Raw genomic sequence first — 22,776 nt, 5'->3', positions numbered from 1 at the left:
CCACAACCCTTAACTCAGATGAGGATGTTCCCCCTCCTATGGGCACGATGGAGGTGCAGGTGAAGGGGGTCTTTCTGGCGACCGGAGCGGCCGGGGCTGTGCCGGCCGTCCTCCTCGCCCTTTCGGCGGGGAGGTCGATCCCCATCTATATCGGCCTGTGGGAGGCGATATCGATCAACAATGCCCTGAACCATGACGTCCTCCCGCGCCCGGGAACCCATGACCTCTTCCTTGCGATGCTGGAATGCTTCGGCATCGGTGTGGTCAGGCTGCACATCGATGACCTGCGTGAGGGTATCTTCTATGCCCGCCTGATCTCGACACGGGACGGTGCCGAGGAGAGCCTGGACTGCCGACCGAGCGATGGGATCGCGATCGCCCTCAGGGCGGGAGCGCCGATCTCGGTCGAGGAGAGGGTGGCCACGGATGCAGGGATAGAAGAGGCAGATCTCCCGGGTTTTGTCGATCTTGCCACCTATCTCTCCTGAGAGAGAGATTTTTGAAAAAGGGGCTTTGTTGAATCGGGCATGAACCCCTGGCTCAAGCATACGTGATGAAAATGTCTCGTTGCAGTTCTCCTGGGTGCGGAGGGATACTTGATTCCTCTCCTTGCAACAGGGCACCTGAAGGATACTGTTCAATTGCCGCCCCTCGGCTATCTTCATCCGTGGGGGGGTCCGGGGGGCAACGCCCCCCGGTGCGAGACGGCGGTGAAGATTCTGCGGTCGGGGCGGCACGCCTGATCATCACCCCTTCCCGCATCTTCACGCCGGGGCGTTGCCCCCGGACCCCCAGGACGAAGATAGGGGCGGGAAAGCAGAGAGCCCGATAGTTCTGAGGGTGGTTTTTTTCTCCGTATATCAGGTATGAGAGAAATCTGTGTGTTCAAATTCTCATCCATAATTCCAGAATTGAACGTCTGGATCATTTTCATGGTAAACCCTCATACCGGAGTATCTCCAGAGCCCGGATCCGGGCATTTTCCGCCCCCACTCCCTCCTCCTCCCCGGCACCAGAGGATGCCGGGAAGGGCAGATATTACCTGCAATCATAACGGCGGCCTGGAGGCGTTGAGTCCTGCCGGATTTCATTCTGTTTCGCGCACGGACGCCGATACACCCGGATCGCCGGATCTCCTCTCTATGGCCCCGAATGAGATGCGAGATCCCCTGTTTGGAGGCAAATGCGGGCGTATCTGGGCCGCCGTGTCCCGCAGGCTCCACCTTCATGGTCTGACCTGCAGGCGTCATGGAGATAGGACCCGGGGAATTTCTGCAGACCTCAAAAATCGGCTCTGTAGAAACCCTTGCGTGAAAGTACTTCCTGAAGTGATAGGGGAAAAAATTCTGTTCAGAAGTGCCTGGTCCAGGGGGGCTGCCGCCCCCCATACCCCCTGCCATTAATATAGGGGCAGGGATGGCCGCCTCCTCCAGGACTCCGACCCTTTCTTCCCGGGACCAATCCTCGCGCGGGGGTCCGGGGGAGTAGTCCCCCGGCGAACGGGAAGGGGAAGGCAGAGGATCGGCACGCACTATCAACTGATGTAGGGGGATTTCTACAAAGCCCAAAAATCAAAGATTTTTTTGAACTCGCTATCGCTCGCACCCCGCTCTGGATGGGCGGGATACGGCAATATCCCTCCTCCGAATGTCCTATTCTCTCTTCCCGGACCAATCACAATGGGGGACGACCGAAGGGAATCGAGATGACGAAGTCTTCGCTGGACGAGCGCCAGCGAGTTCAAGAATACAGAGAATCAAAAACAGAAACTCTCCAGAGTTTTCTCCGGGAAGTGATACCTCTCTAGGTTTTTTTAGGATCGATCTTCGCGGAAAAAATCTCCGTCCCTCCTGAAATTGAATTCTTCCAGGATAAAAGATCATCAATACGGGGGTGATCGGGATCCCTGAAAATGCCCCGCGGCATTTTCACAGAGCGCTTTCCCAGCCCTCACTTCCGCCGGGATTTCAGTTCGGCGAGGACGTCCTCGAAATCTATGCCCGCGGCTTTCAGGGCGACGAGGAAGTGGAAGAAGAGGTCCGCGCCCTCCTCGACGGTCCTCTGGTCGACGCCGTTTTTGACCGCGAGGATGAACTCGGTCGCTTCTTCTCCGACTTTTTCGAGGGGTTTGTCGATGCCCTTCCTGTGGATCAGGAGGGACGAGACATAGGAGTCTGGCGACGGGTGTGCGGCGCGGTCATTGATCACGGTCCAGAGTTCTTCGATCACGGCAAGGTCTTTCATGCCTCTTCCTCCTCCCCGTTGAGGATGACATCCCCGATCTCATGGCCGAAGAAGCGTTTTACAAGCATCCGCGCCTTCTCCACGGTGCTCCCTCCCTTCCCGATCGCGATGCCGAGATGGCTCTTCTCCCCGACGAAGACGTCCAGTTTCTCGCCGGTCTCGTCAGCACGGACAGCGACAACCTCTGCGGGCTTGAAGATGTTGGTGATAAAGTCCTTCTCCTCCTCGGCGTATTCGACCATCTCGATCCTCTTGCCGAGCACCTTCTGCATCTTCCTGATATTTTCTCCTTTTTTACCGATTGCGAGGCCCATATCCCCGGGTTTTATGACGTAGATGATCCGGTCGAACCGCTCGTCGACGAGGCAGTCCACTGCAACAGATCTGGTGAGGATCCTCAACTCCTCGATATATCGTCTTTCTTTGAATCCAATGCTTCTTTCCATGTTCAAAATCCCTGATCTATGATGATTGTATCTGTATTTCGATTCGAATCCCGTATTTTGTAGAGATTTCTTGACGGTTTTCCTATATATGTTGTGGGTGGGGGCGCTAAAAAAGGTTGGGAGATCATCCGGGTATGAAGCAATTCTATCTTCAGGTGCAGGGGCACAGACTGCCTGCCGGAGGTTGGGAGATCATGCATCCGATCCTCTGGAAATTTGAAAAAAAGGGGAGGGGGGGGAAGGTTTTCAGCGGATGATGTAGGCGATGGTGACCGAGGCGGTGACCTTGATAGTGCCCGTCTCGACCGGCGTCGTGACCGGGGCCACCCCTCCCTTTGTGTCCATCGCCATCCTGTACTGCGTGTTCTCGTAGAAGGGAACATAGATCCCGCCGATGGAGATGTCCTGGATGCCAGTGATGTTCACACCGGAGGCCGCCGCGACGACGTCGGCATCGGCCTTCGCCTTCTGGACGGCATTGATCAGGGCCTCGCCTCTGAACTGCTGTTCCTTCTCCGGGCTGAGGGTGAAGTAGACGTTGTTGACGCGGTTGGCCCCGTTCGATACGGCAAGATCGGCGATCTCGCCCGCCCGGGCCACGTCCTTCAGGGTGATCTCAAGGGTGTTCGTGACATGGTAGGTCACTTTCTGGGAACTGAAGGGCTTGTCGTTCTCCGGGTACTCGGGCCGGATGGAGTACCCGGTCGTCTTCATGTCCTCGGGGGCGATGCCCGCGGCCTTGAGGGCGTCGGTCACTCTCGCCATCTCACGGGCATTGATGGCCTGGGCCTCCTTTGGATCGGTGTGCTCGTTCTCGACGGCGACGGAGATGACGGCGCGGTCGGGGGTGGTCGTGACCTCGCCGGTTCCCGAGGCATGGATCAGTCGCTCCTCAGGTGTGGTGTCTGTCGCGGCACTGGCGCTCCAGACGCCGGCGGCCAGCAGCACCATGAGGGCGGCACAGAGGAAAATGGTTCGTGTCCGCATGATAATCACCTGTAGTCGGTCGTGCGGCTACAAATATCTTCCCAAGACTTCCAAAAAATTCGCAGTTATTATCGTTCTGTTTTCCTATCCATATCCTTTTCTTCCCTTTCTTCACTGGCGGGATCTTTCGAGGAGGAGAGCGCCCCGATCAACCGTGAGATGAAGACGGCCATGAAGAGGACGCCTGATACGGCTTCCAGAAAGGCAAGGGAACGGGCCTGAGAGGTGAGAGGCACGATGTCGCCGTAACCCGCGGTGGTGAGGGTGATAAAACTGTAATACAGGAGGTCGGAGAAGCCAGTTTGCCCGCTGATCTCTGTGGCGTGTGCGACCAGAAAAGACCCCGGGTGTACGGCCTCCAGATAGGTGTAGGTCGACCCCCATGTCAGTCCGAGGAGGAGGTAGACGGCGATCGCCCCGTAGATGACGTCGTCGGTCACTTTCCCCCTGATGATTGACCGCAGGACGGCCACGGTTGCAAAGGCAAAAAATATGGGGTTGATGATGCTTTCCACGGTTCTGATCTCCTCTCCGGGGATGAGGAGACCCGACCACCCTGCAATGAAGGCGAAGGCGCCGAGGACAATGGCGATGATAAATGTCCCCCGCCTTTCGCTCACTGCATAGACGGCGGCGACGAGGACCGCGGAGGTGAGGGCCTTGAGAAAGGCGTTCGCCTGGGTGATGGTCCCGATATAGGGATAGAGGACGAGGAGGAGGACAAGTGAGACGGTGAGGATGAGATATTTTCTCCTCCTGAGTTTCTGGTGGATGCCCCCGGCCACCGCCCCTGCCTCATGCACCATATTTCCTTCTCCGGCCATCGGTGCGGGTCGATATGCGCCCCTGGTATGTGGCATTTGCGGTGGGTGGGAGCGAGACAGATACGCGCCCTGACGGCAGGGGGATGTACGGCCATGGAGCACCGTGATTTTTGTGGGCAGGGATGGGAATTGCTCATGGTTTTTCCCTCTTTTTTTGTACCTGCTTTTCCCCGAATGAAAACTTTAATACCACGAAAAATTTGAGAGGTACATGGAATTTATGCCACGAAAAACAAGAACAACCGATGGAGACGGTCTTTCGGCATGTGGGTGTGAGGCGGCCGGAGGCTGTGGCAGCCATCGGCAGTCAGCCAGAAGGCAGGTTCAATGTGAGCTCTGCGGAGAATCATTCACACCCAGATCAGATGACGATGAGGGCTCTTCTCTCTGCCCTGAGTGTCGCCGTGCCTACGTCAGGATCTGCCCGTACTGTGAACGCCCGTACAGGACCGACCGCTGGCCGCAGGACCTCTGTCCCGAGTGCTATGAAGACCAGGACTGGCGGCGTGACGATGGTGAAGATGGGTACGAGGACGAATTCGACCGTCTTGATGCCTACTGATCAGGGGACTGGTCAGGCGCCCCTTTCTTTCAGGCGACCTGTTCCGCTCTCGTCACTCTTTCGCTCAAAGATCAGCCTGACGTTCGGGACAATCATATAAACCCTGAAATATCCCCCGATATGGTGGGTGTCAGGCCGGTACGCCCGCAGGGCGGTCACTTCTCTCCCGAGAGACTCCCGGGCTTCGAGACTGATCTCCCGCCTCCCCTCTGTTTCCGGCAGGATCTCCTCTTTTAGCACCCGGATCTTGTCTGCGATCATAGTCTCAAGGAGGACGCGGGAGTACCGTCCCTGGAGTGAACGGACGATCACGAACTGGGCAAGAAGGATAGGCACGACCGGGAGGAGGGTACCGAGGATGGTGATCTCCTCGACGTCCATGAGGCGGCCGAAGGTCATGCCCGGGAGGAGCATCGCCGCAATAATGATGGTGCCGGAGAAGGCGGCGCCAGCACCGATGATGAGGAGGACAGGGAGGATGGTCCATGCCCCGCCGCCGAACTCGGTCTTCAGGTCATGGTGGAGGTTGATCAGTTTTTTGAAGAACCCGGGAGAGTAGGGTTTCATCCCCCATATGACACCGTAAAACGCGATGATAGCAATGGCCTGCAGGGATATCAGGGCGGCAAGCTTCATGGTGAACTCCCCCCGTATAAAGAGGATGAGGGTGACGAGGATGTCGACGGCATAGATCAGGATGAACCCCGGTGTCAGGGGCTGGCTGTTGACGAAGAAGAGGTTCCAGAATATCTCGGCAATGCCGCTCGTGTTGGCCCTGACGCTATCTTTTATTGCTCCGATATCTTTCAGGAGCCGGGTATACGCGAGGATGTCCTCCTTTTTCGGGCGTGTCCCGGTTCCGCCGGAGGGGATGAACATGACAAAGGGGTGGACCATGTACAGGAGAAAACTTGCGACGATCCAGAAGAGGTGAAAGGCAGGGAGGAGGAGAAGGAGGATGAGACAGAGGAGGATGCTCCCCACGAGGATGATGTTCTCGATGGTGTGGACTCTGTGCGGCTCCAGGATTTTCTGCCGGTCGGCTTCGGCTTCCCAGATCGCCTCCTCTGTCCGTGTTCTGAGGGTATCTGCTTCGCCGCCTTTTGTGTCCATGTCAGAAGAAAATCGCTATTTCTGGTTATATAACTCCCTGTCTGCCGGGACGAACCTGAACGCGGCTGAGTTCATGCAGTACCGCGGGCCTGTCGGTCGGGGTCCGTCGTCGAAGACATGGCCGAGATGGGCGCCACACCGGGTGCAGAGCACCTCGGTCCGCACCATCCCATGACTCCGGTCTGTTTGTGTCCTGATGTTGAGGGCGGAGACAGGTGCGGAAAAACTCGGCCAGCCTGTGCCTGAGTCGAACTTTGCCGTCGAGGAGAAGAGGTGGGTCCCGCAGCAGATACAGACGTAGAGTCCCTTTTCCTTCCAGTCGTGGTACAGGCCGGTGAAGGGCGGTTCTGTCCCGGCCTGCCGCACCACCCTGAATGCCCCCGGGGAGAGTCTCTGTTGCCACTCGTCCTCGGTGAGACGGCACCTCTGCCTCTCGCGTACCTCGCCGGTCAGGGCGTCGTAGATGCGGACGTTCTCTGTCTGGTCCATCGCACCCCCTCTTCGGTGGCCGGGGATAAGAGTTGCGGCCCCGCACCGCGCCATCTTCACTCCCCGGATTTCCTTTCGATCCCGACGAGGGTGAGTGCGAAGGTGAGGTCGTGGCCTGCGAGGGGACGGTTTGCGTCCACGGTAACCCACTTTTCGGTGACCTCTTTGATGGTGACGAGGGAAGTGTTGCCCTTTGCAAGGCTGATCCTGGCGATTCCTCCGGGTACCAATTCCCCAGGGATGGTGAGATTTTTTCTCTTCAGTTTGAAGACCAACCTCTTCCTGTACGGGCCGTAGGCCTCTTCCGCCGGGAGATAGACGGTCTTTGTCTCCCCCGGCGCCATGCCGACGAGCGCCTCCTCGAAGGCCGGATTGATCGTCTCTTCCCCGATGACGATCTCCTGTGGTTCTTCCGACCTGTCGAAGACTGTCCCGTCCTCCCGTGTCCCGGTGTAGGTGACACGGACGGTGTCGCCGCGTGCTGCCCGTTCCATCCCGGGAATATGGGGCCCGATCGCTGATGAAGTAATGGTGAGAGCAGTATCAAAGCCGCCGCTTTTTTGAGGCCGCAGGTCGACATCGCTGGTATGATAGAGAGGAGAAAATCGTTCTTTGGTGCCCTGCCCCGTGCCCTGATCGCAGCCGTGCTCTGCCTGTGCCTCCTGGCACCGGTGTCGGCGGTGTTTCTTGAAGTGAAAGAGAAAGGGTCTATTGTGTCTTTCGATACGGAGAACGGCACGATGACCATCGCCCCCGACGGGATGTATGAGTGTGGTTACGAGAACGACACCCGCCTGTGCGGCTGGTCACCGGTGTCTGGACGTCTGGTGACCGGTGCGGTCCCTGACGCCCGTGTCTTTTCAGAGTTCCACGTCGGTGACGCGGTCGCGGCCACCGCCGTCAATGCCGAGGGGGGCCGCTGGATCGCCGTGGGCAGAACCGTTGAGTCGGCCGATGTGCCGTACGCCACCATGATTGTCGGCGACCCTGCAAAACTGCCCGTCTCCCTTGCCGGCGACTATGCCCTCCGCTATGATACGCGTCCCGACTGTGCGAACTCCACTGGATCGGTCTGCCCGGCAATGGTAGCGAATGTCACGATCACAAGCGAGGGGAAGACCGTGCTCCAGCAGACCCTTGCACCGGGCGAGACCGCATTCTTCAACGGGAGGAACGACAACTCCAGCGTCTCGGTCACCTTCCTCGGAGGACAGGCATCGGCGTACGACTGCTCGGGCGGGGGGCAGATCATCCCTCCGGGTCCGCAGCCTGTATCGAGCTTCGTCGTCGTCGTGAACCCGCCGATCGGTTTCCCTGCACCCTCGACCCAATTGTCGACGCCAGCGCCGACGACGCTGGCCCTCCCGGCCCTGCTCCCTCTTATAGCGACCGGGCTTGTCGGGATTCTTTTGCGGAGAAGGCAGAGTTAATTCTCCTCTGGGTATAATCGTCTCTGCTTTGAGAAGGGGGATTGCCATCCCCTCTTATCATAATGATGGGGGTCCGGGGGCCTCGCCCCCCGGGGGACTGCTGCTCGAAAACCTACGGTTCGTGGCATATCAAAGATTATTTTCAAGCTCGCACCTCCCGCACCTCTTTCCCCGTCTTCCCGGCGAGAGGTTTCACCCCGACCACTTCTTTCTGGCCCAATGGAACGCCCGAGAGAGTGAAAGACACCCGCGCGAAATCTTTACAGCCTGATCAGACGTGTCTCCTTCGTCTCGGTGTCGAGGAGGGCGACGGTCGGCGTCCCGGTGAGATAGCCGCAGACCTCGCCGGGATTGATGGTAAGGGTCCGGCCATAGCGCCCGATAAGGGGACGGTGGGTGTGGCCCGAGACCAGGACGTCGTAGGTTCCCTCCTCCAGGAGGGCGGCGAGGAGGGCCGGGTCGTCGCCGTGGACGAGGCCGATGGCCAGGCCGCCTGCATCGACCTCTGCGCATGCGCTATGCAGATCGATGTTGCCATACCCCGCGGCCTTCTTCGACAGGAAAATCCGGTCCCCGTCATTGTTCCCGAAGACCCCGATCAGGTTTCCCTTCAGCCCTGCAAGGGTGTCCAGTGTGAAAGGTGCGATGAAATCGCCTGCATGGAGGACAAGCTCCGCCCCTTCCTTGTTCAGCACTCTGACCGCCTCTTCGACCAGGGGGAGGCGGTCATGGGTGTCGGCCATGATCCCGATGAGCATACCCCTCCCTCGGCCTGCGGGGAGATAGCATTTGCCTATCGATGCCGGTCGGCCCCCCCGTTCCTGTACTCGCGGGACGGGAAACTAATGGGTGTTGATTTGCATGTGATTCTTTTAACGGCGTCCTCCTCCTCGCCGAAGATTCATAATGACTATATATGGCCATGGGCAGAACTTACTTTATGAACGTAAAGATTCTGACCGCCCTGATCTCTGTGGCGATCCTCTGTATGCTCGCCGTCGCCGGCTGTACCGGCACGGACACGAAGGTTCCCGTGCCAACCCCCACCCCAGGGGAGAACACCACCCCCGCGGCAAACGTGACAGTTCCTGCCGAAAAGCCCCTCTATATCGTCGGCATCGACGGCGATTACAAGCCGTACTCGTACATGGACGAGAAGGGCAACCCGATCGGCTTCGATGTCGAGTCCATCCAGTGGATCGGCGAAGAAATGGGCTTTGACGTGAAGATCCAGCCGATGGCCTGGGACGGCATCATCCCATCGCTCCAGCAGAAGAAGATCGACATGGTCTACTCCGGCATGACCATCTCCCCCGAGCGCCTCGAGAAAGTCAACTTTTCCAGGCCGTACTGGATCGTCAACCAGTCTGTCGCCGTCCGTAACGGGTCCACCGTCACCCTCGACGACGTGAAAGAGGGCAAGGTCGTCCTCGGCACCCAGCGCGGCTGCACCGCCCACGACTGGTTCGACAAGAACCTGATCCAGACCGGTAAGATGACCGAGGACAATCTCAAGCTCTACGACAACATCCAGCTCGCCCTCACCGACCTCCAGAACAAGCGGGTCGACGCCGTGATGTACGATGTCCCGGTGATCAAGAAGTCCATCGAGGGTAAGCCCCTCGTGATGCTCGGCGAGATCCAGACCGACGAGGAATATGGCGTCGCCATCCGCAAGGACGACACCGAACTCCTTGCCACCATCAACGAAGGCCTGGACCGGCTGATGGCCTCCCCGAAGTGGGAAGAGCTGAAGCAGAAGTACGAGATGGAGTAGACCGGCCCGGCCGGACCTCCCCCTCTACATTTTTCAAGGATGGTGCCCAATTTATAATCTAACGTGAGTAGTGCCGCCATGATGTGTGTACCAAGCCGCCTGGCAGTGGAGTGAAGCCGGGTGACCGACGTATCAGCCTTTATCGTCCAGACACTTCTGTATCTTGCACCGGGTATAGTGCTGACGCTTTCTCTGGTCCTTGCGTCCATCCTGCTCGGCCTCCTGATGGGAGTGCCGATGGCCGTCGGGCAGGTCTACGGCCCTCGTCCCCTCAGGGCTCTCATTGGGGTGTATGTCTGGTTCTTCAGGGGTCTGCCGAACCTTGTCCTTCTTTTTCTCTTCTTCTTCGGCATCTTCCCGATTCTCGGCCTTCCCGACGACCCCTTTATCGTCGCCTTCACGGTGCTCGGTCTGCGGTCAGGGGCGTACCAGTCCCAGATCTTCCGGGGTGCGATCCAGTCGATCGGCGAGGGGCAGATGACCGCGGCGCGCTCTCTTGGCATGAGTACGCCGCAGGCGATCAGGCACATCATCCTGCCACAGGCGATGCGTATCGCGCTCCCCGGATGGTCGAACGAGTACCCAATCCTCCTCACCGACTCGGCTGTCTGCTACGCGATCGGAGTGGCCGAGATCCTGGCAAAGTCGTATCAGCTCGTTTCGAATACCGCCGAACCGATGGCCGTCTTTCTCATTGCGGCGGTGATCTATATCCTTCTCAACTATGGCGGGATGTGGCTCTTTGCCTGGATTGAAAAGAAGATCAGCATCCCCGGATTTGGAAAAGGAGCTCTGTGAAAATGGGTGCAGACAAGTATATCCTCCGCGTCGAGGAGATCCACAAGGCGTATGGCGACCGTGAGGTGCTGAAGGGCGTCTCCTTCGCTGTGCGGAAAGGGGAGACGAAGGTGTTCATCGGGCCTTCGGGCACAGGGAAGAGCACGCTTCTCCGGTGCATCAACCAGTTGACCCTGCCCGACCAGGGCCGCGTCTTCCTGAACGACGAGGAGGTGACGAACTCCGGCGCCCGCATCAACTATTTCCGGCAGAAGATCGGGATGGTTTTCCAGAACTTCTACCTCTTCGACCACCTGACCGCGGTGCGGAACGTGGAGGTCGCCCTCCTGAAGGTGAAGAAGATGGACGCGGCGTCGGCGCGGGAGAAGGCCCTTGCGGAACTGCGGCGTGTCGGCATGGAGGACTGGGCCGACCACTATCCTGCCGAACTCTCCGGCGGCCAGGCGCAGCGTGTCTCGATCGCCCGCGCCCTTGCGATGGACCCCGACGTGATCCTCTTCGACGAACCGACCTCGGCCCTCGACCCGGAACTGACCCGCGAGGTGCTCGAAGTGATGAAAAACCTCGCACGCCAGGGGATGACGATGCTCGTCGTCACTCATGAGATGGGATTTGCCCTGTCGGTGGCAAACGAGATCCTCTTCATGGAGCACGGGAAGATCACCGAACGCGGCTCTCCTGCACAGGTCAGGGATGACCCGGCATTTGCACGGATGCGGAAGTTCATAGGGAAGTTCGGAGATTTCGGAGACGGTTCTGGACAAGAGAATGACTGACGTTACTTTTTTTACGGGGGTCCTTCTCCCCGCCCTCCTGAAGGGCGGGATCGTCTCCCTCCAGTTGATCGCCCTTGCCGCCCCCTTCGGTCTTATGGCCGGGATCGCCATCGCCGTCGGCAGGACGTACGGCGGCCCGATCGTCTCCGGCCTCTGCCGCGGCTATATCATCTTTTTCAAGGGTTGTCCGCTCCTCCTGCTCCTCTTCATCCTGTACTTCGGACTCCCGTCTCTCGGCATCACCCTCCCGGCCTTTGTGGCGGCGGTGATCGGTTTCATCCTCTGTAATGGGGCATATAACTCCGAATATATCAGGGGCGCCCTCCTCTCGGTGAAGGAGGGGCAGATGATCGCAGCCCAGGCCATCGGCATGAGCCGCTGGCAGTCGATCCGCTATATCATCCTCCCGCAGGCCCTCCGCCGTGCGATCCCCGGCGTCTCCAATGAGTTCATCTACCTGATCAAGTACTCCTCCCTCGCGTACCTGGTCACGGTCACGGAACTGACCGGGGCCGCGAAGATTGCCGCCGCGAAGTACTTCGTCTATTTCGAGGCATTTACCCTCGTCGGGATCTTCTACCTCATTCTCGTCAGCATTGCGACGGTCGCGGCCGGCGTCCTGGAGAAGAAACTTGCCATCCCCGGTTTTTCCGGGAGATGAACCCCCTGTTTTTCTCTGAGGTCATCCCAGAACTGATCCGAACCTTCATGCACGCCGATGAAAGGACGCACATTCGGTTCTGAAAAATCGGCTCTGTAGAATCGGGCATGAGTCTCGGGGGACTCAAGCATACGCTATGAAAATTGTTTTTGTGGTCTGCTGGTCAACATGCCTTCCCCCACGCTCGCGCCGGGGGACTTTTGCCCCCGGACCCCCGCAGTGCGATAGGGCCGGGAAGGCAGAATGCGGACCTCCCATCTCTGAAAGGGGATGCTCGATGAGAGTCAGAGTTCCGTGCAAACCCGGAGAGACGTTCTTCGGGATCATTTTCATGGTAAACCCTTGCGGGAAAGTACTTCCTGACGTGATAGGGGAAAAAATTCTGTTCAGAAGTGCCTGGTCCAGGGGGGCTGCCGCTCGAAAAACTACGTTTTTCTCGACTCCCGTCGGTCGCCCTCCCATACCCCCTGCCATTACGATAGGGGCAGGGATGGCCTCCTCCTCCAGGACTCCGACCCTTTCTTCCCGGGACCAATCCTCGCGCGGGGTCCGGGGGCAAAAGTCCCCCGGCGAATGGGAAGGGGAAGGCAGAGGATCGGCACGCACTATCAACCGATGGAGGAGGATTTCTACAAAGCCGAAAAATCCTGTTCTGGCGTCTTGTCCGGGGTGTTTCACCCCCCGCCCTCGAAGACTTCGTCTTCTCATGCTCGCTAACGCTCGCACCCCCCCTCATTGCGATAGGGGGCGGAGGGCAATCTCCTTCATCAGGATCTCTCTCTTCCCCGACCCGATCCTGTTTCGGGGGTCCGGGGGCGTCAGTCCCCCGGCAGAGAGGTAGGGGAAGGGGGTGGTTTCGCACAGTTCTTCAGGGAATTCAGGAAGATATCGACCCGATCATGAATTTTCTCCCGATCCCTGCATGAAGAGGTGGGGGGAGTGAACGAGAGTTATGGGATGACCTCTTAGTGTGACGGAAACCTATTTCCCGGTATATTTATGGCAGACAACCAGTAATGGAGTTCACGGACCATGTTTATCCTCGCGGTCGTCGGCTCTGTCGTCGGCCTGCTCTTCATGACCAATGCAGGCCTGTACTGGCTTGAAATCATCGACCACTACATCAACAACTTCCTGATCCTCTTCATCGGCCTCTGTGAGGCTATTGTCATCGGCTATATCTACGGCGCCCCGAAAATGTGCGAGTTCGTCAACCGGTTCTCCGACCGGAAGGTCGGGTGCTGGTGGGACCTCTGTATCTGGGTCGTCCTCCCGCTTTTCCTCGGGACCGCCATCGTGCTCAACACTATCGACGGTATCGCCAACCCCTATGGCGACGGCACCCTCTCCTGCCAACCTCGTCGGCTGGGCGAGTGGTCATCGTCCTCCCCGTTCTCTCGCTCCTCGTCTCGTACGCCCTCAGGAATTGCAATGGCGTGGAAGCAGAGAAAAAGGCCTCTGACTGACCCTTTCGTCCCCCTCTTTTTTGCGTGATTTTCTGCTCATTGCTCTTCAAATATCTGATGATTTATGTTTATGTCGCACAATTTGCCATATCTTCGGATAATCTCTCTGTTCCTCTCCCCTGCTGCCCGGCGGGGCCTGTCCCTCATCAAGTCATAAAGGATAAATTAACCTCATGCCTAACTCATCATCAATGAACGCGAAGATGTGCGGTGTCCTGCTGGTGCTCGTGCTCGCCGTTGCAACCTGTTTTGCAGGCTGTACCGGTAGCCAGACTCCTGCGGGCCCGGGTTCTGAAACCGGCGGCGTCAATGAGACGCCCCTCTATGTGGTCGGTGTCGACGGGGCGTACCCGCCCTATGCATCCATCCAGAAGGACGGCACGATCACCGGTCTCGATGTCGAGTCCATCCAGTGGATCGCCGAGAAGAAAGGCTTCCGCGTGAAGATCCAGCCGATGGACTGGGACGGTATCATCCCGGCACTCAATGCCCACAAGATCGACATGGTCTACTCGGGCATGACCATCACCCCCGAGCGCCTGGAAGCGGTGAACTTCTCCATTCCGTACCTGACGATCAACCAGTCCTTTGCCATCCGCAACAACTCCGCCGTTACGATGGCCGATATCGAGGCGGGCAAGGCCGTGATCGGTGCCCAGCGCGGGACGACCGGTGCCTACTGGGTCGAGGAGAACCTGATCGAGACGGGCAAGATGCCGAAGGAGAACCTGAAGCTCTACGACAACTTCCCGCTGGCCATCACCGACCTCGTTAACGAGAGGATCGATGCCACGGTCTATGACCGGCCCCCCCACCTGAGTGCGATCGAGGGCAAGCCCGCCCATATCATCGGCGAGATCTACACCGGCGAGAACTATGGTGTCGCCATCCGCAAGGATGACTCCGAACTCCTCGCCACCATCAATGAGGGACTCACCGAACTGATGGCATCGCCGAAGTGGCAGGAACTCCTTGAGAAATACGAGATGAACTGAGGCGGTATCCCCGTCATTCCCCATTTTTCGCCAACCGGAAGCAGCGGCAAACCCCAAACCTTTTCTCAAATGCGGGCAAAGTATGAGTATTCGAAACGATTTCCGAAATTCTGAGGGTCTGGCCGATCCCGGACACGGTCGATAGGGACTGAACATGGACGTCATAGCTATCCTGCTGGACTGGTTCCCCTTCCTTTTCGGGGGTCTTATAGAAACACTGGGTCTTGTCCTGGCCTCTCTCGGGGTCGGGCTGATCTTCGGCCTTCCCATGGCTCTCGGCCAGATCTACGGGAGCAGGCTGATAAAAAGTGTGATCTCGGTATATGTCTGGTTCTTCAGGGGTCTACCGGTGCTCGTGCTCCTCTTCCTTTTCTTCCTGGGCATCTTCCCCTCGCTGAACATGGGTAACGCCCCTCCTTTTGTTGTGGCCGTTGTGGTACTCGGTCTCCGCGGGGCGGCGTATCAGTCCCAGATCTTCCGGGGTGCGATCCAGTCGATCAGCGAGGGGCAGATGACTGCGGCGCGGTCCCTTGGCATGACCCGCTTCCAGGCGATCAGGCACATCATCCTGCCGCAGGCGATGCGGATCGCCCTGCCCGGATGGTCGAACGAGTACCCGACGGTGCTGACCGATACGGCCATCTGTTATGCGATCGGGGTGCAGGAACTCCTGACACGGACGACATACATCGTGGCGCAGACCTATATCACAATGCCCATCTATCTGGCCGCGGCCGGGATCTATATCCTCCTGAACTACGCGGGCATGAAGGTGCTCACCGTGCTTGAAAAGAAGACCAGCATTCCAGGCTTCGGACAGGGGGCTCTATAAAAATGGGTGCAGACAAGTATATCCTCCGCGTCGAGGAGATCCACAAGGCGTATGGCGACCGTGAGGTGTTGAAGGGCGTCTCCTTCGCTGTGCGGAAAGGGGAGACGAAGGTGTTCATCGGGCCTTCGGGCACAGGGAAGAGCACGCTTCTCCGGTGCATCAACCAGTTGACCCTGCCCGACCAGGGCCGCGTCTTCCTGAACGACGAGGAGGTGACGAACTCCGGCGCCCGGATCAACTATTTCCGGCAGAAGATCGGGATGGTTTTCCAGAACTTCTACCTCTTCGACCACCTGACCGCGGTGCGGAATGTGGAGGTCGCACTCCTGAAGGTGAAGAAGATGGACGCGGCGTCGGCGCGGGAGAAGGCCCTTGCGGAACTGCGGCGTGTCGGCATGGAGGACTGGGCCGACCACTATCCTGCCGAACTCTCCGGCGGCCAGGCGCAGCGCGTCTCGATCGCCCGCGCCCTTGCGATGGACCCCGACGTGATCCTCTTCGACGAACCGACCTCGGCCCTTGACCCGGAACTGACCCGCGAGGTGCTCGAGGTCATGAAGAACCTTGCACGCCAGGGGATGACGATGCTCGTCGTCACTCATGAGATGGGATTCGCCCTGTCGGTGGCAAACGAGGTCCTCTTCATGGAGCACGGGAAGGTCGTGGAGCAGGGGACGCCCGCACAACTCCTGAACGACGCGGCGTTTACGAGAACGAAGAACTTCATCGGGAAGTTCAGAGACTATAACGGGGACTGAACGGCGAGAAAATGGACACCTTCGTCTTTCTGACAACGATCCTCCTGCCGGCCCTCTTCGAAGGGCTGATCGTGACCCTCGAACTGATCGTGGCAGCGGCGCCCTTCGGTGCCATCCTCGGGATCGGCGTCGCCCTCGGGAGAACCTACGGGGGCCGCTGGCTCTCACTGCTGTTGCGGGGGTATGTCGCCTTCATCAAGGGCTGTCCGCTCCTCCTGCTCCTCTTCATCCTGTACTTCGGCCTCCCCTCTATCGGGATCAGGCTCTCTCCCATCCTTGCCTCGGTGATCGGGTTCGTCTTCTGCAACTCGGCCTATAATTCTGAGTATATCAGGGGCGCCCTCCTCTCGGTGAAGGAAGGACAGATGATCGCCGCCCAGGCCCTCGGCATGAGCCGCTGGCAGTCGATCCGGTATATCATCCTCCCGCAGGCCCTCCGCCGTGCGATCCCGGGGATGACGAACGAGTTCATCTACCTGATCAAGTACTCCTCACTCGCGTTCATGATCACGGCCATCGAACTGACCGGGGCCGGAAAACTGGTGGCGACGAAGTACTTCCTCTTCAACGAGACCTTTGCGGTGATCGCGGTCGTCTACCTCTTCCTGGTCACGGTGACGACCATCGCCGCCAACCAGATCGAGAAGAAGTTCGCCGTCCCGACATGAGGGACGGGTTCTCTTTTTTTCTGTCGCTTCCCTGACCGTTTTGAAAGGCCATCCCTGGTGTCCAGGGTATGTCCCTGTATGACAGGGGATCGGTACAGGGCGACAGGGGATCGGTACAGGGCTTCCTGTTCTGGTTGTCCCACCGGACCCCGAGCACGGCGGCACGGGATCATCGGGTGCGGGTCTGTGCCGCGAAAAAAAGATGTGGTTTTTTATCCCCTCTTCCTGAGGACGAAGGCCGTGACGATGAGGACTGCCGCCCCGCAGATGAGGAGCGTGATGGGGAAGGGCTCTGCAGCCTCAGTTGGGGTAGAGGTCGTTTCGACTGTCGTCACCGGCTGGGTGGTTTCGGTCGTCCCTGCCTGTGCGCCGGCACTCGTGGTTTCGACCGCGGCGGGCGTCGTCCTGTCTCCGCCGATCGCAAAGAGGCAGAAGCCAGGGCTCTGTGCCGAGAAGTGCCAGGAGGTCGCGTCCTCACTGGCGGCTTCGGTGGGCAGGGCCTGCCATTCGCCGTCGTGGTAGCGGTACAGCACCACGTCAGCCGGGTCGAGGTTGTTCTCCTCCAGCCACGTCTTTGGGACCGTGAAGAGGAGGGAGGCGCTCTCGATCGCATCGTCGGTCGTGTGGTAGAGTGTCACCTCGTCGTATTCATAGACCGTTTCGGCCGGGGCTGTCACGTTGGAGGGCAGACTGCTCTCTCCGATCGTGACCAGAAGATTGGGGATGCTCTCGCCGGCCGTCACGCCGATCCCGTAGATGGCCTGACCTGAGAACGTCAGGGAGGCGTCCCCGCCTGCCGGGATGTTGCTCGCCGATCTGGCAGCGAGGTTGGAAGAACCCCCGCTGGAACTGCCGCTATGGGATGAGGGGCTTGAGACGGTGATGTTTGCGGTTGAAACATTGAGCCCGTAGGTGTTGCTCGCGTTCAGGGTGACGGTGTAGGTTCCCGGAACAGTGTAGGTGTGCGTTGCGTTCTGCTCGGTCGAGTTTGTCCCGTCCCCGAAGTTCCATGCCCAGGCTGTCACGTTCCCGGTGGAGTTATCGGAGAAGGTGACGTTCAGGGGAGCGTTGCCTTCGGTTGGGGTGAAGGTGAACCCTGCCACCGGTGCCGGGAGGACGTGAACGGCATCGGTGACCGTGGAGACGTTGAACCCGTAGACGTTGCTTGCGTTCAGGGAAACCGTGTAGGTTCCCGCGCTTGCGTAGGAGTGGTTCGGGTTCTGCTCGGTCGAGTTTGTCCCGTCCCCGAAGTTCCATGCCCAGGCTGTCACGTTCCCGGTGGAGTTGTCGGAGAAGGTGACGTTCAGGGGAGCGTTGCCTTCGGTTGGGGTGAAGGTGAATCCAGCGATCGGCGCCGGGAGGACGTGGACGGCCTCAGCGATCGTGGAGACGTTGAACCCGTAGACGTTGCTTGCGTTCAGGGAAACCGTGTAGGTTCCCGCGCTTGCGTAGGTGTGGTTCGGGTTCTGCTCAATTGAGGTGGTACCGTCCCCGAAGTCCCACGCCCAGGCTGTCACGTTCCCGGTCGAGTTGTCGGAGAAGGTGACGTTCAGGGGAGCGTTGCCTTCGGTGGGATTGAAGGTGAATCCAGCGATCGGTGCCGGGAGGACGCGGACGGCCTCAGCGATCGTGGAGACGTTGAACGCGTATGCGTTGCTTGCGTTCAGGGAGACCGTGTAGGTTCCTGCGCTTGCGTAGGTGTGGTTCGGGTTCTGCTCAATTGAGGTGGTGCCGTCGCCGAAGTTCCATGCCCAGGCTGTCACGTTCCCGGTGGAGTTATCGGTGAAGGTGACGTTCAGGGGGGCGTTGCCGTCGGTGGGAGTGAAGGTGAACCCTGCCACCGGCGGAGCAAGGGCGACAACCGCATCGGTGACCGTGGAGACATTGAACCCGTAGACGTTGCTTGCGTTCAGGGAGACGGTGTAGGTTCCCGGAACAGTGTAGGTGTGGTTCGGGTTCTGGCCGGTTGAGTTTGTGCCGTCGCCGAAGTTCCACGCCCAGGCTGTCACGTTCCCGGTCGAGTTGTCGGAGAAGGTGACGCTCAGGGGAGCGTTGCCTTCGGTTGGGGTGAAGGTGAATCCAGCGATCGGCGCCGGGAGGACGCGGACGGCATCGGTGACCGTGGAGACGTTGAACCCGTGGGCGTTGCTCGCGTTCAGGGAGACGTTGTAGGTTCCCGGAACAGTGTAGATGTGGTTCGGGTTCTGCCCGGTCGAGTTTGTGCCGTCCCCGAAGTTCCATGCCCAGGCTGTCACGTTCCCGGTGGAGTTATCGGTGAAGGTGACGTTCAGGGGAGCGTTGCCGTCGGTGGGAGTGAAGGTGAAACCCGCAACCGGCGGAGCAAGGGCGACAACCGCATCGGCGATCGTGGAGACGTTGAACCCGTAGGTGTTGCTCGCGTTCAGGGAGACGGTGTAGGTCCCCGGAACAGCGTAGGTGTGCGTTGCGTTCTGCTCAATTGAGGTGGTACCGTCCCCGAAGTCCCAGAGACGAGCGGTGACGTTCCCGGTCGAGTTGTCGGAGAAGTTCACCGTCAGGGGAGCGTTGCCTTCGGTGGGATTGAAGGTGAACCCTGCCACCGGTGCCGGGAGGACGCGGACGGCCTCAGCGATCGTGGAGACGTTGAACGCGTAGGTGTTGCTCGCGTTCAGGGAGACGGTGTAGGTTCCCGGAACAGTGTAGGTGTGCGTTGCGTTCTGCTCGGTCGAGTTTGTGCCGTCCCCGAAGTTCCACGTCCAGGCGGTAACGTTCCCGGTGGAGTTGTCGGAGAAGGTGACGTTCAGGGGAGCGTTGCCGTCGGTGGGAGTGAAGGTGAACCCTGCCACCGGCGGAGCAAGGGCGGCAACCGCATCGGAAACGGTTGAAACGTTGAACCCGTAGACGTTGCTCGCGTTCAGGGAAACCGTGTAGGTTCCCGGAACAGTGTAGGTGTGGTTCGGGTTCTGCTCGGTCGAGTTTGTCCCGTCCCCGAAGTCCCACGCCCAGGCGGTGACGTTCCCGGTGGAGCTGTCGGAGAAGTTCACCGTCAGGGGAGCGTTGCCGTCGGTGGGAGTGAAGGTGAGCCCTGCCACCGGCGCCGGGAGGACGCGGACGGCATCGGTGACCGTGGAGACGTTGAACCCGTGGGCGTTGCTCGCGTTCAGGGAAACCGTGTAGGTTCCCGGAACAGTGTAGGTGTGGGTCTGGTTCTGCCCGGTCGAGTTTGTGCCGTCCCCGAAGTTCCATGACCACGAGGTCGGGTCGCCGACCGAGTTATCGGTGAAGTTCACCGTCAGAGGAGCGTTGCCGTCGGTCGGGGTTGCATTGAATGCCGCGGTCGGAGCGACCGGGACGGCGACTGTGATGTTTCCGGTCGCCCGTGTGGCCCCGCCGTCGTTGTACGCCTGGAGGGTGACGGTGTAGGTGCCCGCCGACTCATAGGTGTGCGTCGGGTTCTGCTCGTTCGACCCTTCCGGCTGGAAGCGCCAGACGTCGTTCAGATAGTTGTTCTTATCGCCATCATACCAGCACCCGCCCATGATGATGACGCTGCCGTCAGGGAGCGTGACCGCGGCATGGCTCTCGCGTTCCGTCCAGTTTGCGTCTGGTAACTGCTCCCAGGTTTCGCCCTCGTCTGTCGAGCGCCAGACGTCGTTCCGATCGTTACAGGAGTCATCATACCCGCCCATGACAAGGACGCTGCCGTCAGGGAGTGCGACCGCCGCCAGGTATTTTCGTGCCGACCATCCGGCGCTTGCATTCACCTCGGTCCAGGTTGTGCCCCCGTCTGTGGAGCGCCAGGTGTCGTTCAGATAGTTCCCGGAGTCACCGCCCATGACGAGGACGTGGCCGTCGGGGAGTGCGACCGCGGCAGAGCCGTAGCGTGCCGTCCAGTTGGCGTTGGGTACCTGCTCCCAGGTTTTGCCATTGTTTGTGGAGCGCCAGGTGTCGTTCAAACAGTTGTTGCCATCATACCCGCCCATGACGATGACGCTGCCGTCTGGGAGTGCGACCGCGGCATGGCCGTCGCGTGCCGGCCACCCGGCGCTTGCGTTCACCTCGGTCCAGGTTGTGCCCCCGTTTGTCGAGCGCCAGGTGTCGTTCAGATAGTTTCCGGAGCCATCACACCCCCCCATGATGATGACGCTGCCGTCGGGGAGTGCGACCGCAGCATGGCCGTCGCGTACCGTCCATCCGGCGCTTGCGTTCACCTTGGTCCAGGTTTCGCCCCCGTTTGTCGAGCGCCAGGTGTCGTTCAGATAGTTCGAGCCATCACACCCCCCCATGATGATGACGCTGCCGTCGGGGAGTGCGGCCGCCGCATGGCGGAACCGTTTCGACCATCCGGCGCTGTCGGTCACCTCGGTCCAGGCCTCGGTGTAGTTCTCGTCGCCGAAGAACCATGCCCGCCCGCTCGGGTCGCCTGCCGAGGTGTCGGTGAAGGAGACGGCGAGAGGTGCCGTGCCCGTGGTCGGGTCGGCGGTGAATGCTGCTGTGGGGGGCGGGGGCAGGACCGTGATCGCCTGCGAGGATGCGTTCGTGCCTGCTCCGTTCTCGACGGTCAGGGAGACGGTGTAGGTGCCTGCATCCTCGTAGGTGTGGGTCTGGTTCTGCCCGGTGGCGATGATGCCGTCGCCGAAGTTCCATGACCACCCGGTCGGTTTGCCTGCCGAGGTGTCGTTGAAGGTGACGGTGAGGGGAGCGGTACCCGAAATCGGGTCTGCGGTGAAGGACGCGGTCGGAGCGATCAGGACGGGGACCGTGATGTTTTCAGTCGCCCGCATGGCCCCGTCGTTGTTGTACGCCTGGAGGGTGACGGTGTAGGTCCCGGCGCTTGCGTAGGTGTGGTTCGGGTCCTGCTCATTCGACCCTTCCGGCTGGAAGCGCCAGACGTCGTTCATCAGATTGGTTGGGCTCCCCGCGCCGCCCATGACGATGACGCTGCCGTCAGGGAGTGCGGCCGCGGTAGAGCCGTACCGTGCCGTCCAGTTGGCGCTGGGTAACTGTTCCCAGGTTGTGCCCCTGTCTGTGGAGCGCCAGACGTCGTTCAGATTGATCGGGTCACCGGAGACAGAATACCCGTCATACCCGCCCATGACGATGACGCTGCCGTCAGGGAGTGCGGCCGCGGCAGAGCCGTACCGTGCCGTCCATCCGGCGCTGTCGGTCATTTCTGTCCAGGTTTCGCCCCCGTCTGTTGAGCGCCAGGTGTCGTTCAGACATGTCTCCGGGTATCCACCATATCCGCCGCCCATGACGATGACGCTGCCGTCAGGGAGTGCGACCGCCTTCATGCCTTCCCGTGCCGACCATCCGGCGTTGGGTAACTGCTCCCAGGTTGCGCCCTTGTCTGTGGAGCGCCAGGTGTCGTTCAGATAGATCTGCGGGTATCCATAATACCCGCCCATGACGAGGACGCTTCCGTCGGAGAGTGCGACCGCGGCAGAGCCCTCGCGTCCCGTCCAGGTGGCGTTGGGTAACTGCTCCCAGGTTGTGCCCTCGTCTGTCGAGCGCCAGGTGTCGTTCTGAGGATACCCGTGGACATCCATGCCGCCCATGATGATGACGCTGCCGTCAGGGAGTGCGACCGCCGCAGGGTTGTAGCGTCCCGTCCATCCAGAGCTTGCATTCACTTTTGTCCAGGTTTCGCCCCCGTTTGTGGAGCGCCAGGTGTCGTTCTGAGGATACCCGTTGTCATCCGTGCCGCCCATGACGAGGATGTGGCCGTTCGGGAGTGCGGCCGCCGCAGAGCTATCGCATGCCGGCCACCCGGCGCTGCCGGTCACCTCAGTCCAGGGTTCGGTGTAGTCCTCGTCGCCGAAGAACCAGGCCCACCCGGTCGGGTCGCCGGTGGAGTGATCGGTGAAGGAGACGGCGAGAGGTGCCGTGCCCGCGGTCGGGCCTGCGGTGAAGTCCGCGGTCGGGGCCGCCGCGCTTGCCATGCCCACAAGCAACAGGAATGTTGCAATGA

Annotated in this window: 22 protein-coding genes; 12 read left to right on the top strand and 10 right to left on the bottom strand. The window is 59.9% G+C overall.

All coding sequences use genetic code 11. The annotated features are described in order from the left end of the window. The first annotated feature begins 38 nt into the window (after positions 1-38). Positions 39-488, top strand: a complete 450-nt coding sequence (locus MEFOE_RS12405; RefSeq protein ID WP_067052545.1) for a bifunctional nuclease family protein — start codon at positions 39-41, stop codon at positions 486-488. 405 nt (positions 489-893) lie between these two features. On the opposite strand, the gene MEFOE_RS13870 is transcribed toward MEFOE_RS12405, so the two are convergent. From MEFOE_RS13870 to MEFOE_RS12385, 5 genes are all read right to left on the bottom strand, one after another. Then, on the bottom strand, positions 894-1,229 hold the full coding sequence (locus tag MEFOE_RS13870; protein WP_153015974.1) for a hypothetical protein: 336 nt from the start codon (positions 1,227-1,229) through the stop codon (positions 894-896). A gap of 721 nt (positions 1,230-1,950) precedes the next feature. Beyond that, positions 1,951-2,244, bottom strand: a complete 294-nt coding sequence (hisE, locus tag MEFOE_RS12400; RefSeq protein ID WP_067052543.1) for a phosphoribosyl-ATP diphosphatase — start codon at positions 2,242-2,244, stop codon at positions 1,951-1,953. Next, a complete protein-coding gene (locus MEFOE_RS12395) occupies positions 2,241-2,690 on the bottom strand; it encodes a NusA-like transcription termination signal-binding factor (RefSeq protein WP_067052541.1) in 450 nt (149 codons plus the stop codon). Before MEFOE_RS12395 ends, hisE begins: the two co-directional genes overlap by 4 nt. Positions 2,691-2,936: 246 nt before the next feature. Then, positions 2,937-3,677, bottom strand: coding sequence for an SIMPL domain-containing protein (locus MEFOE_RS12390; protein ID WP_067052539.1), 741 nt, complete (start codon positions 3,675-3,677; stop codon positions 2,937-2,939). Positions 3,678-3,745: 68 nt separating this feature from the next. Further along, complete coding sequence (locus MEFOE_RS12385; protein ID WP_160329549.1) at positions 3,746-4,483, bottom strand: potassium channel family protein; 738 nt, start codon at positions 4,481-4,483, stop codon at positions 3,746-3,748. A 238-nt stretch (positions 4,484-4,721) separates the two neighbouring features. On the opposite strand from MEFOE_RS12385, the gene MEFOE_RS13865 reads away from it, so the two are divergent. Further along, a complete protein-coding gene (locus MEFOE_RS13865) occupies positions 4,722-5,063 on the top strand; it encodes a hypothetical protein (RefSeq protein WP_153015973.1) in 342 nt (113 codons plus the stop codon). A 12-nt stretch (positions 5,064-5,075) separates the two neighbouring features. On the opposite strand, the gene MEFOE_RS12380 is transcribed toward MEFOE_RS13865, so the two are convergent. From MEFOE_RS12380 to MEFOE_RS12370, 3 genes are read right to left on the bottom strand one after another with little or no spacing between them, the layout of a single operon-like run. After that, on the bottom strand, positions 5,076-6,176 hold the full coding sequence (locus MEFOE_RS12380) for a hypothetical protein (RefSeq protein WP_067052535.1): 1,101 nt from the start codon (positions 6,174-6,176) through the stop codon (positions 5,076-5,078). A 15-nt stretch (positions 6,177-6,191) separates the two neighbouring features. Next, a complete protein-coding gene (gene msrB / locus MEFOE_RS12375) occupies positions 6,192-6,665 on the bottom strand; it encodes a peptide-methionine (R)-S-oxide reductase MsrB (RefSeq protein WP_067052533.1) in 474 nt (157 codons plus the stop codon). A 56-nt stretch (positions 6,666-6,721) separates the two neighbouring features. Then, positions 6,722-7,159 (bottom strand): FKBP-type peptidyl-prolyl cis-trans isomerase, encoded by a 438-nt coding sequence (locus tag MEFOE_RS12370; protein WP_067052532.1) that lies wholly within the window; start codon positions 7,157-7,159, stop codon positions 6,722-6,724. Positions 7,160-7,252: 93 nt separating this feature from the next. Between MEFOE_RS12370 and MEFOE_RS12365 the strand changes: the two genes are divergently transcribed. Further along, positions 7,253-8,095, top strand: a complete 843-nt coding sequence (locus MEFOE_RS12365; RefSeq protein WP_067052530.1) for a hypothetical protein — start codon at positions 7,253-7,255, stop codon at positions 8,093-8,095. 260 nt (positions 8,096-8,355) lie between these two features. Here MEFOE_RS12365 and MEFOE_RS12360 read toward each other — a convergent pair whose 3' ends face one another. Continuing rightward, positions 8,356-8,853, bottom strand: coding sequence for a metallophosphoesterase (locus tag MEFOE_RS12360; RefSeq protein ID WP_067052528.1), 498 nt, complete (start codon positions 8,851-8,853; stop codon positions 8,356-8,358). A gap of 182 nt (positions 8,854-9,035) precedes the next feature. On the opposite strand from MEFOE_RS12360, the gene MEFOE_RS12355 reads away from it, so the two are divergent. The 9 genes from MEFOE_RS12355 (at position 9,036) to MEFOE_RS12315 (ending at position 16,826) form a co-directional block, all read left to right on the top strand. Continuing rightward, positions 9,036-9,872, top strand: coding sequence for an ABC transporter substrate-binding protein (locus MEFOE_RS12355; protein ID WP_067052526.1), 837 nt, complete (start codon positions 9,036-9,038; stop codon positions 9,870-9,872). Positions 9,873-9,992: 120 nt separating this feature from the next. Continuing rightward, positions 9,993-10,670 (top strand): amino acid ABC transporter permease, encoded by a 678-nt coding sequence (locus MEFOE_RS12350; RefSeq protein ID WP_067052525.1) that lies wholly within the window; start codon positions 9,993-9,995, stop codon positions 10,668-10,670. A 2-nt stretch (positions 10,671-10,672) separates the two neighbouring features. Next, positions 10,673-11,446 (top strand): amino acid ABC transporter ATP-binding protein, encoded by a 774-nt coding sequence (locus MEFOE_RS12345; RefSeq protein ID WP_067052522.1) that lies wholly within the window; start codon positions 10,673-10,675, stop codon positions 11,444-11,446. After that, positions 11,439-12,107 carry an amino acid ABC transporter permease gene (locus MEFOE_RS12340; protein WP_067052520.1) on the top strand — a complete coding sequence of 223 codons (669 nt, stop codon included), beginning with the start codon at positions 11,439-11,441 and terminating at the stop codon, positions 12,105-12,107. Before MEFOE_RS12345 ends, MEFOE_RS12340 begins: the two co-directional genes overlap by 8 nt. A 1,032-nt stretch (positions 12,108-13,139) precedes the next feature. Further along, positions 13,140-13,601, top strand: coding sequence for an SLC5/6 family protein (locus MEFOE_RS12335; RefSeq protein WP_067052518.1), 462 nt, complete (start codon positions 13,140-13,142; stop codon positions 13,599-13,601). Between the two features lie 163 nt (positions 13,602-13,764). Then, entirely contained in the window at positions 13,765-14,568 is an 804-nt protein-coding gene (locus MEFOE_RS12330) for an ABC transporter substrate-binding protein (protein ID WP_067052517.1), read from the top strand. Between the two features lie 154 nt (positions 14,569-14,722). Further along, positions 14,723-15,400, top strand: a complete 678-nt coding sequence (locus MEFOE_RS12325; RefSeq protein ID WP_067052516.1) for an amino acid ABC transporter permease — start codon at positions 14,723-14,725, stop codon at positions 15,398-15,400. A gap of 2 nt (positions 15,401-15,402) precedes the next feature. Then, complete coding sequence (locus tag MEFOE_RS12320; protein WP_067052515.1) at positions 15,403-16,158, top strand: amino acid ABC transporter ATP-binding protein; 756 nt, start codon at positions 15,403-15,405, stop codon at positions 16,156-16,158. Positions 16,159-16,169: 11 nt separating this feature from the next. Further along, entirely contained in the window at positions 16,170-16,826 is a 657-nt protein-coding gene (locus tag MEFOE_RS12315) for an amino acid ABC transporter permease (RefSeq protein ID WP_067052514.1), read from the top strand. 212 nt (positions 16,827-17,038) lie between these two features. On the opposite strand, the gene MEFOE_RS14585 is transcribed toward MEFOE_RS12315, so the two are convergent. After that, complete coding sequence (locus MEFOE_RS14585) at positions 17,039-22,747, bottom strand: PKD domain-containing protein (protein WP_067052512.1); 5,709 nt, start codon at positions 22,745-22,747, stop codon at positions 17,039-17,041. Positions 22,748-22,776: the final 29 nt, after the last annotated feature.

The organism is Methanofollis ethanolicus (assembly GCF_001571385.1).
Taxonomy (GTDB): domain Archaea; phylum Halobacteriota; class Methanomicrobia; order Methanomicrobiales; family Methanofollaceae; genus Methanofollis; species Methanofollis ethanolicus.
The sequence above is the reverse complement of the archived record's forward strand: the minus strand, read 5'-3'. Positions and strand labels throughout refer to the sequence as shown.

Excerpts from the sequence above, each read along its gene's own strand:
- MEFOE_RS13865 (WP_153015973.1), top strand. The coding sequence starts at position 4,722 with ATGCCACGAAAAACAAGAACAACCGATGGAGACGGTCTTTCGGCATGT.
- MEFOE_RS12370 (WP_067052532.1), bottom strand. The coding sequence starts at position 7,159 with ATGGAACGGGCAGCACGCGGCGACACCGTCCGTGTCACCTACACCGGG.
- msrB (WP_067052533.1), bottom strand. The coding sequence starts at position 6,665 with ATGGACCAGACAGAGAACGTCCGCATCTACGACGCCCTGACCGGCGAG.
- MEFOE_RS13870 (WP_153015974.1), bottom strand. The coding sequence starts at position 1,229 with ATGAAGGTGGAGCCTGCGGGACACGGCGGCCCAGATACGCCCGCATTT.
- MEFOE_RS12355 (WP_067052526.1), top strand. The coding sequence starts at position 9,036 with ATGAACGTAAAGATTCTGACCGCCCTGATCTCTGTGGCGATCCTCTGT.
- MEFOE_RS12330 (WP_067052517.1), top strand. The coding sequence starts at position 13,765 with ATGAACGCGAAGATGTGCGGTGTCCTGCTGGTGCTCGTGCTCGCCGTT.
- MEFOE_RS12360 (WP_067052528.1), bottom strand. The coding sequence starts at position 8,853 with ATGCTCATCGGGATCATGGCCGACACCCATGACCGCCTCCCCCTGGTC.
- MEFOE_RS14585 (WP_067052512.1), bottom strand. The coding sequence starts at position 22,747 with ATGGCAAGCGCGGCGGCCCCGACCGCGGACTTCACCGCAGGCCCGACC.
- MEFOE_RS12395 (WP_067052541.1), bottom strand. The coding sequence starts at position 2,690 with ATGGAAAGAAGCATTGGATTCAAAGAAAGACGATATATCGAGGAGTTG.
- MEFOE_RS12320 (WP_067052515.1), top strand. The coding sequence starts at position 15,403 with ATGGGTGCAGACAAGTATATCCTCCGCGTCGAGGAGATCCACAAGGCG.
- hisE (WP_067052543.1), bottom strand. The coding sequence starts at position 2,244 with ATGAAAGACCTTGCCGTGATCGAAGAACTCTGGACCGTGATCAATGAC.
- MEFOE_RS12405 (WP_067052545.1), top strand. The coding sequence starts at position 39 with ATGGGCACGATGGAGGTGCAGGTGAAGGGGGTCTTTCTGGCGACCGGA.
- MEFOE_RS12385 (WP_160329549.1), bottom strand. The coding sequence starts at position 4,483 with ATGGTGCATGAGGCAGGGGCGGTGGCCGGGGGCATCCACCAGAAACTC.
- MEFOE_RS12340 (WP_067052520.1), top strand. The coding sequence starts at position 11,439 with ATGACTGACGTTACTTTTTTTACGGGGGTCCTTCTCCCCGCCCTCCTG.
- MEFOE_RS12325 (WP_067052516.1), top strand. The coding sequence starts at position 14,723 with ATGGACGTCATAGCTATCCTGCTGGACTGGTTCCCCTTCCTTTTCGGG.
- MEFOE_RS12315 (WP_067052514.1), top strand. The coding sequence starts at position 16,170 with ATGGACACCTTCGTCTTTCTGACAACGATCCTCCTGCCGGCCCTCTTC.
- MEFOE_RS12345 (WP_067052522.1), top strand. The coding sequence starts at position 10,673 with ATGGGTGCAGACAAGTATATCCTCCGCGTCGAGGAGATCCACAAGGCG.
- MEFOE_RS12380 (WP_067052535.1), bottom strand. The coding sequence starts at position 6,176 with ATGGACACAAAAGGCGGCGAAGCAGATACCCTCAGAACACGGACAGAG.
- MEFOE_RS12365 (WP_067052530.1), top strand. The coding sequence starts at position 7,253 with ATGATAGAGAGGAGAAAATCGTTCTTTGGTGCCCTGCCCCGTGCCCTG.
- MEFOE_RS12335 (WP_067052518.1), top strand. The coding sequence starts at position 13,140 with ATGTTTATCCTCGCGGTCGTCGGCTCTGTCGTCGGCCTGCTCTTCATG.
- MEFOE_RS12390 (WP_067052539.1), bottom strand. The coding sequence starts at position 3,677 with ATGCGGACACGAACCATTTTCCTCTGTGCCGCCCTCATGGTGCTGCTG.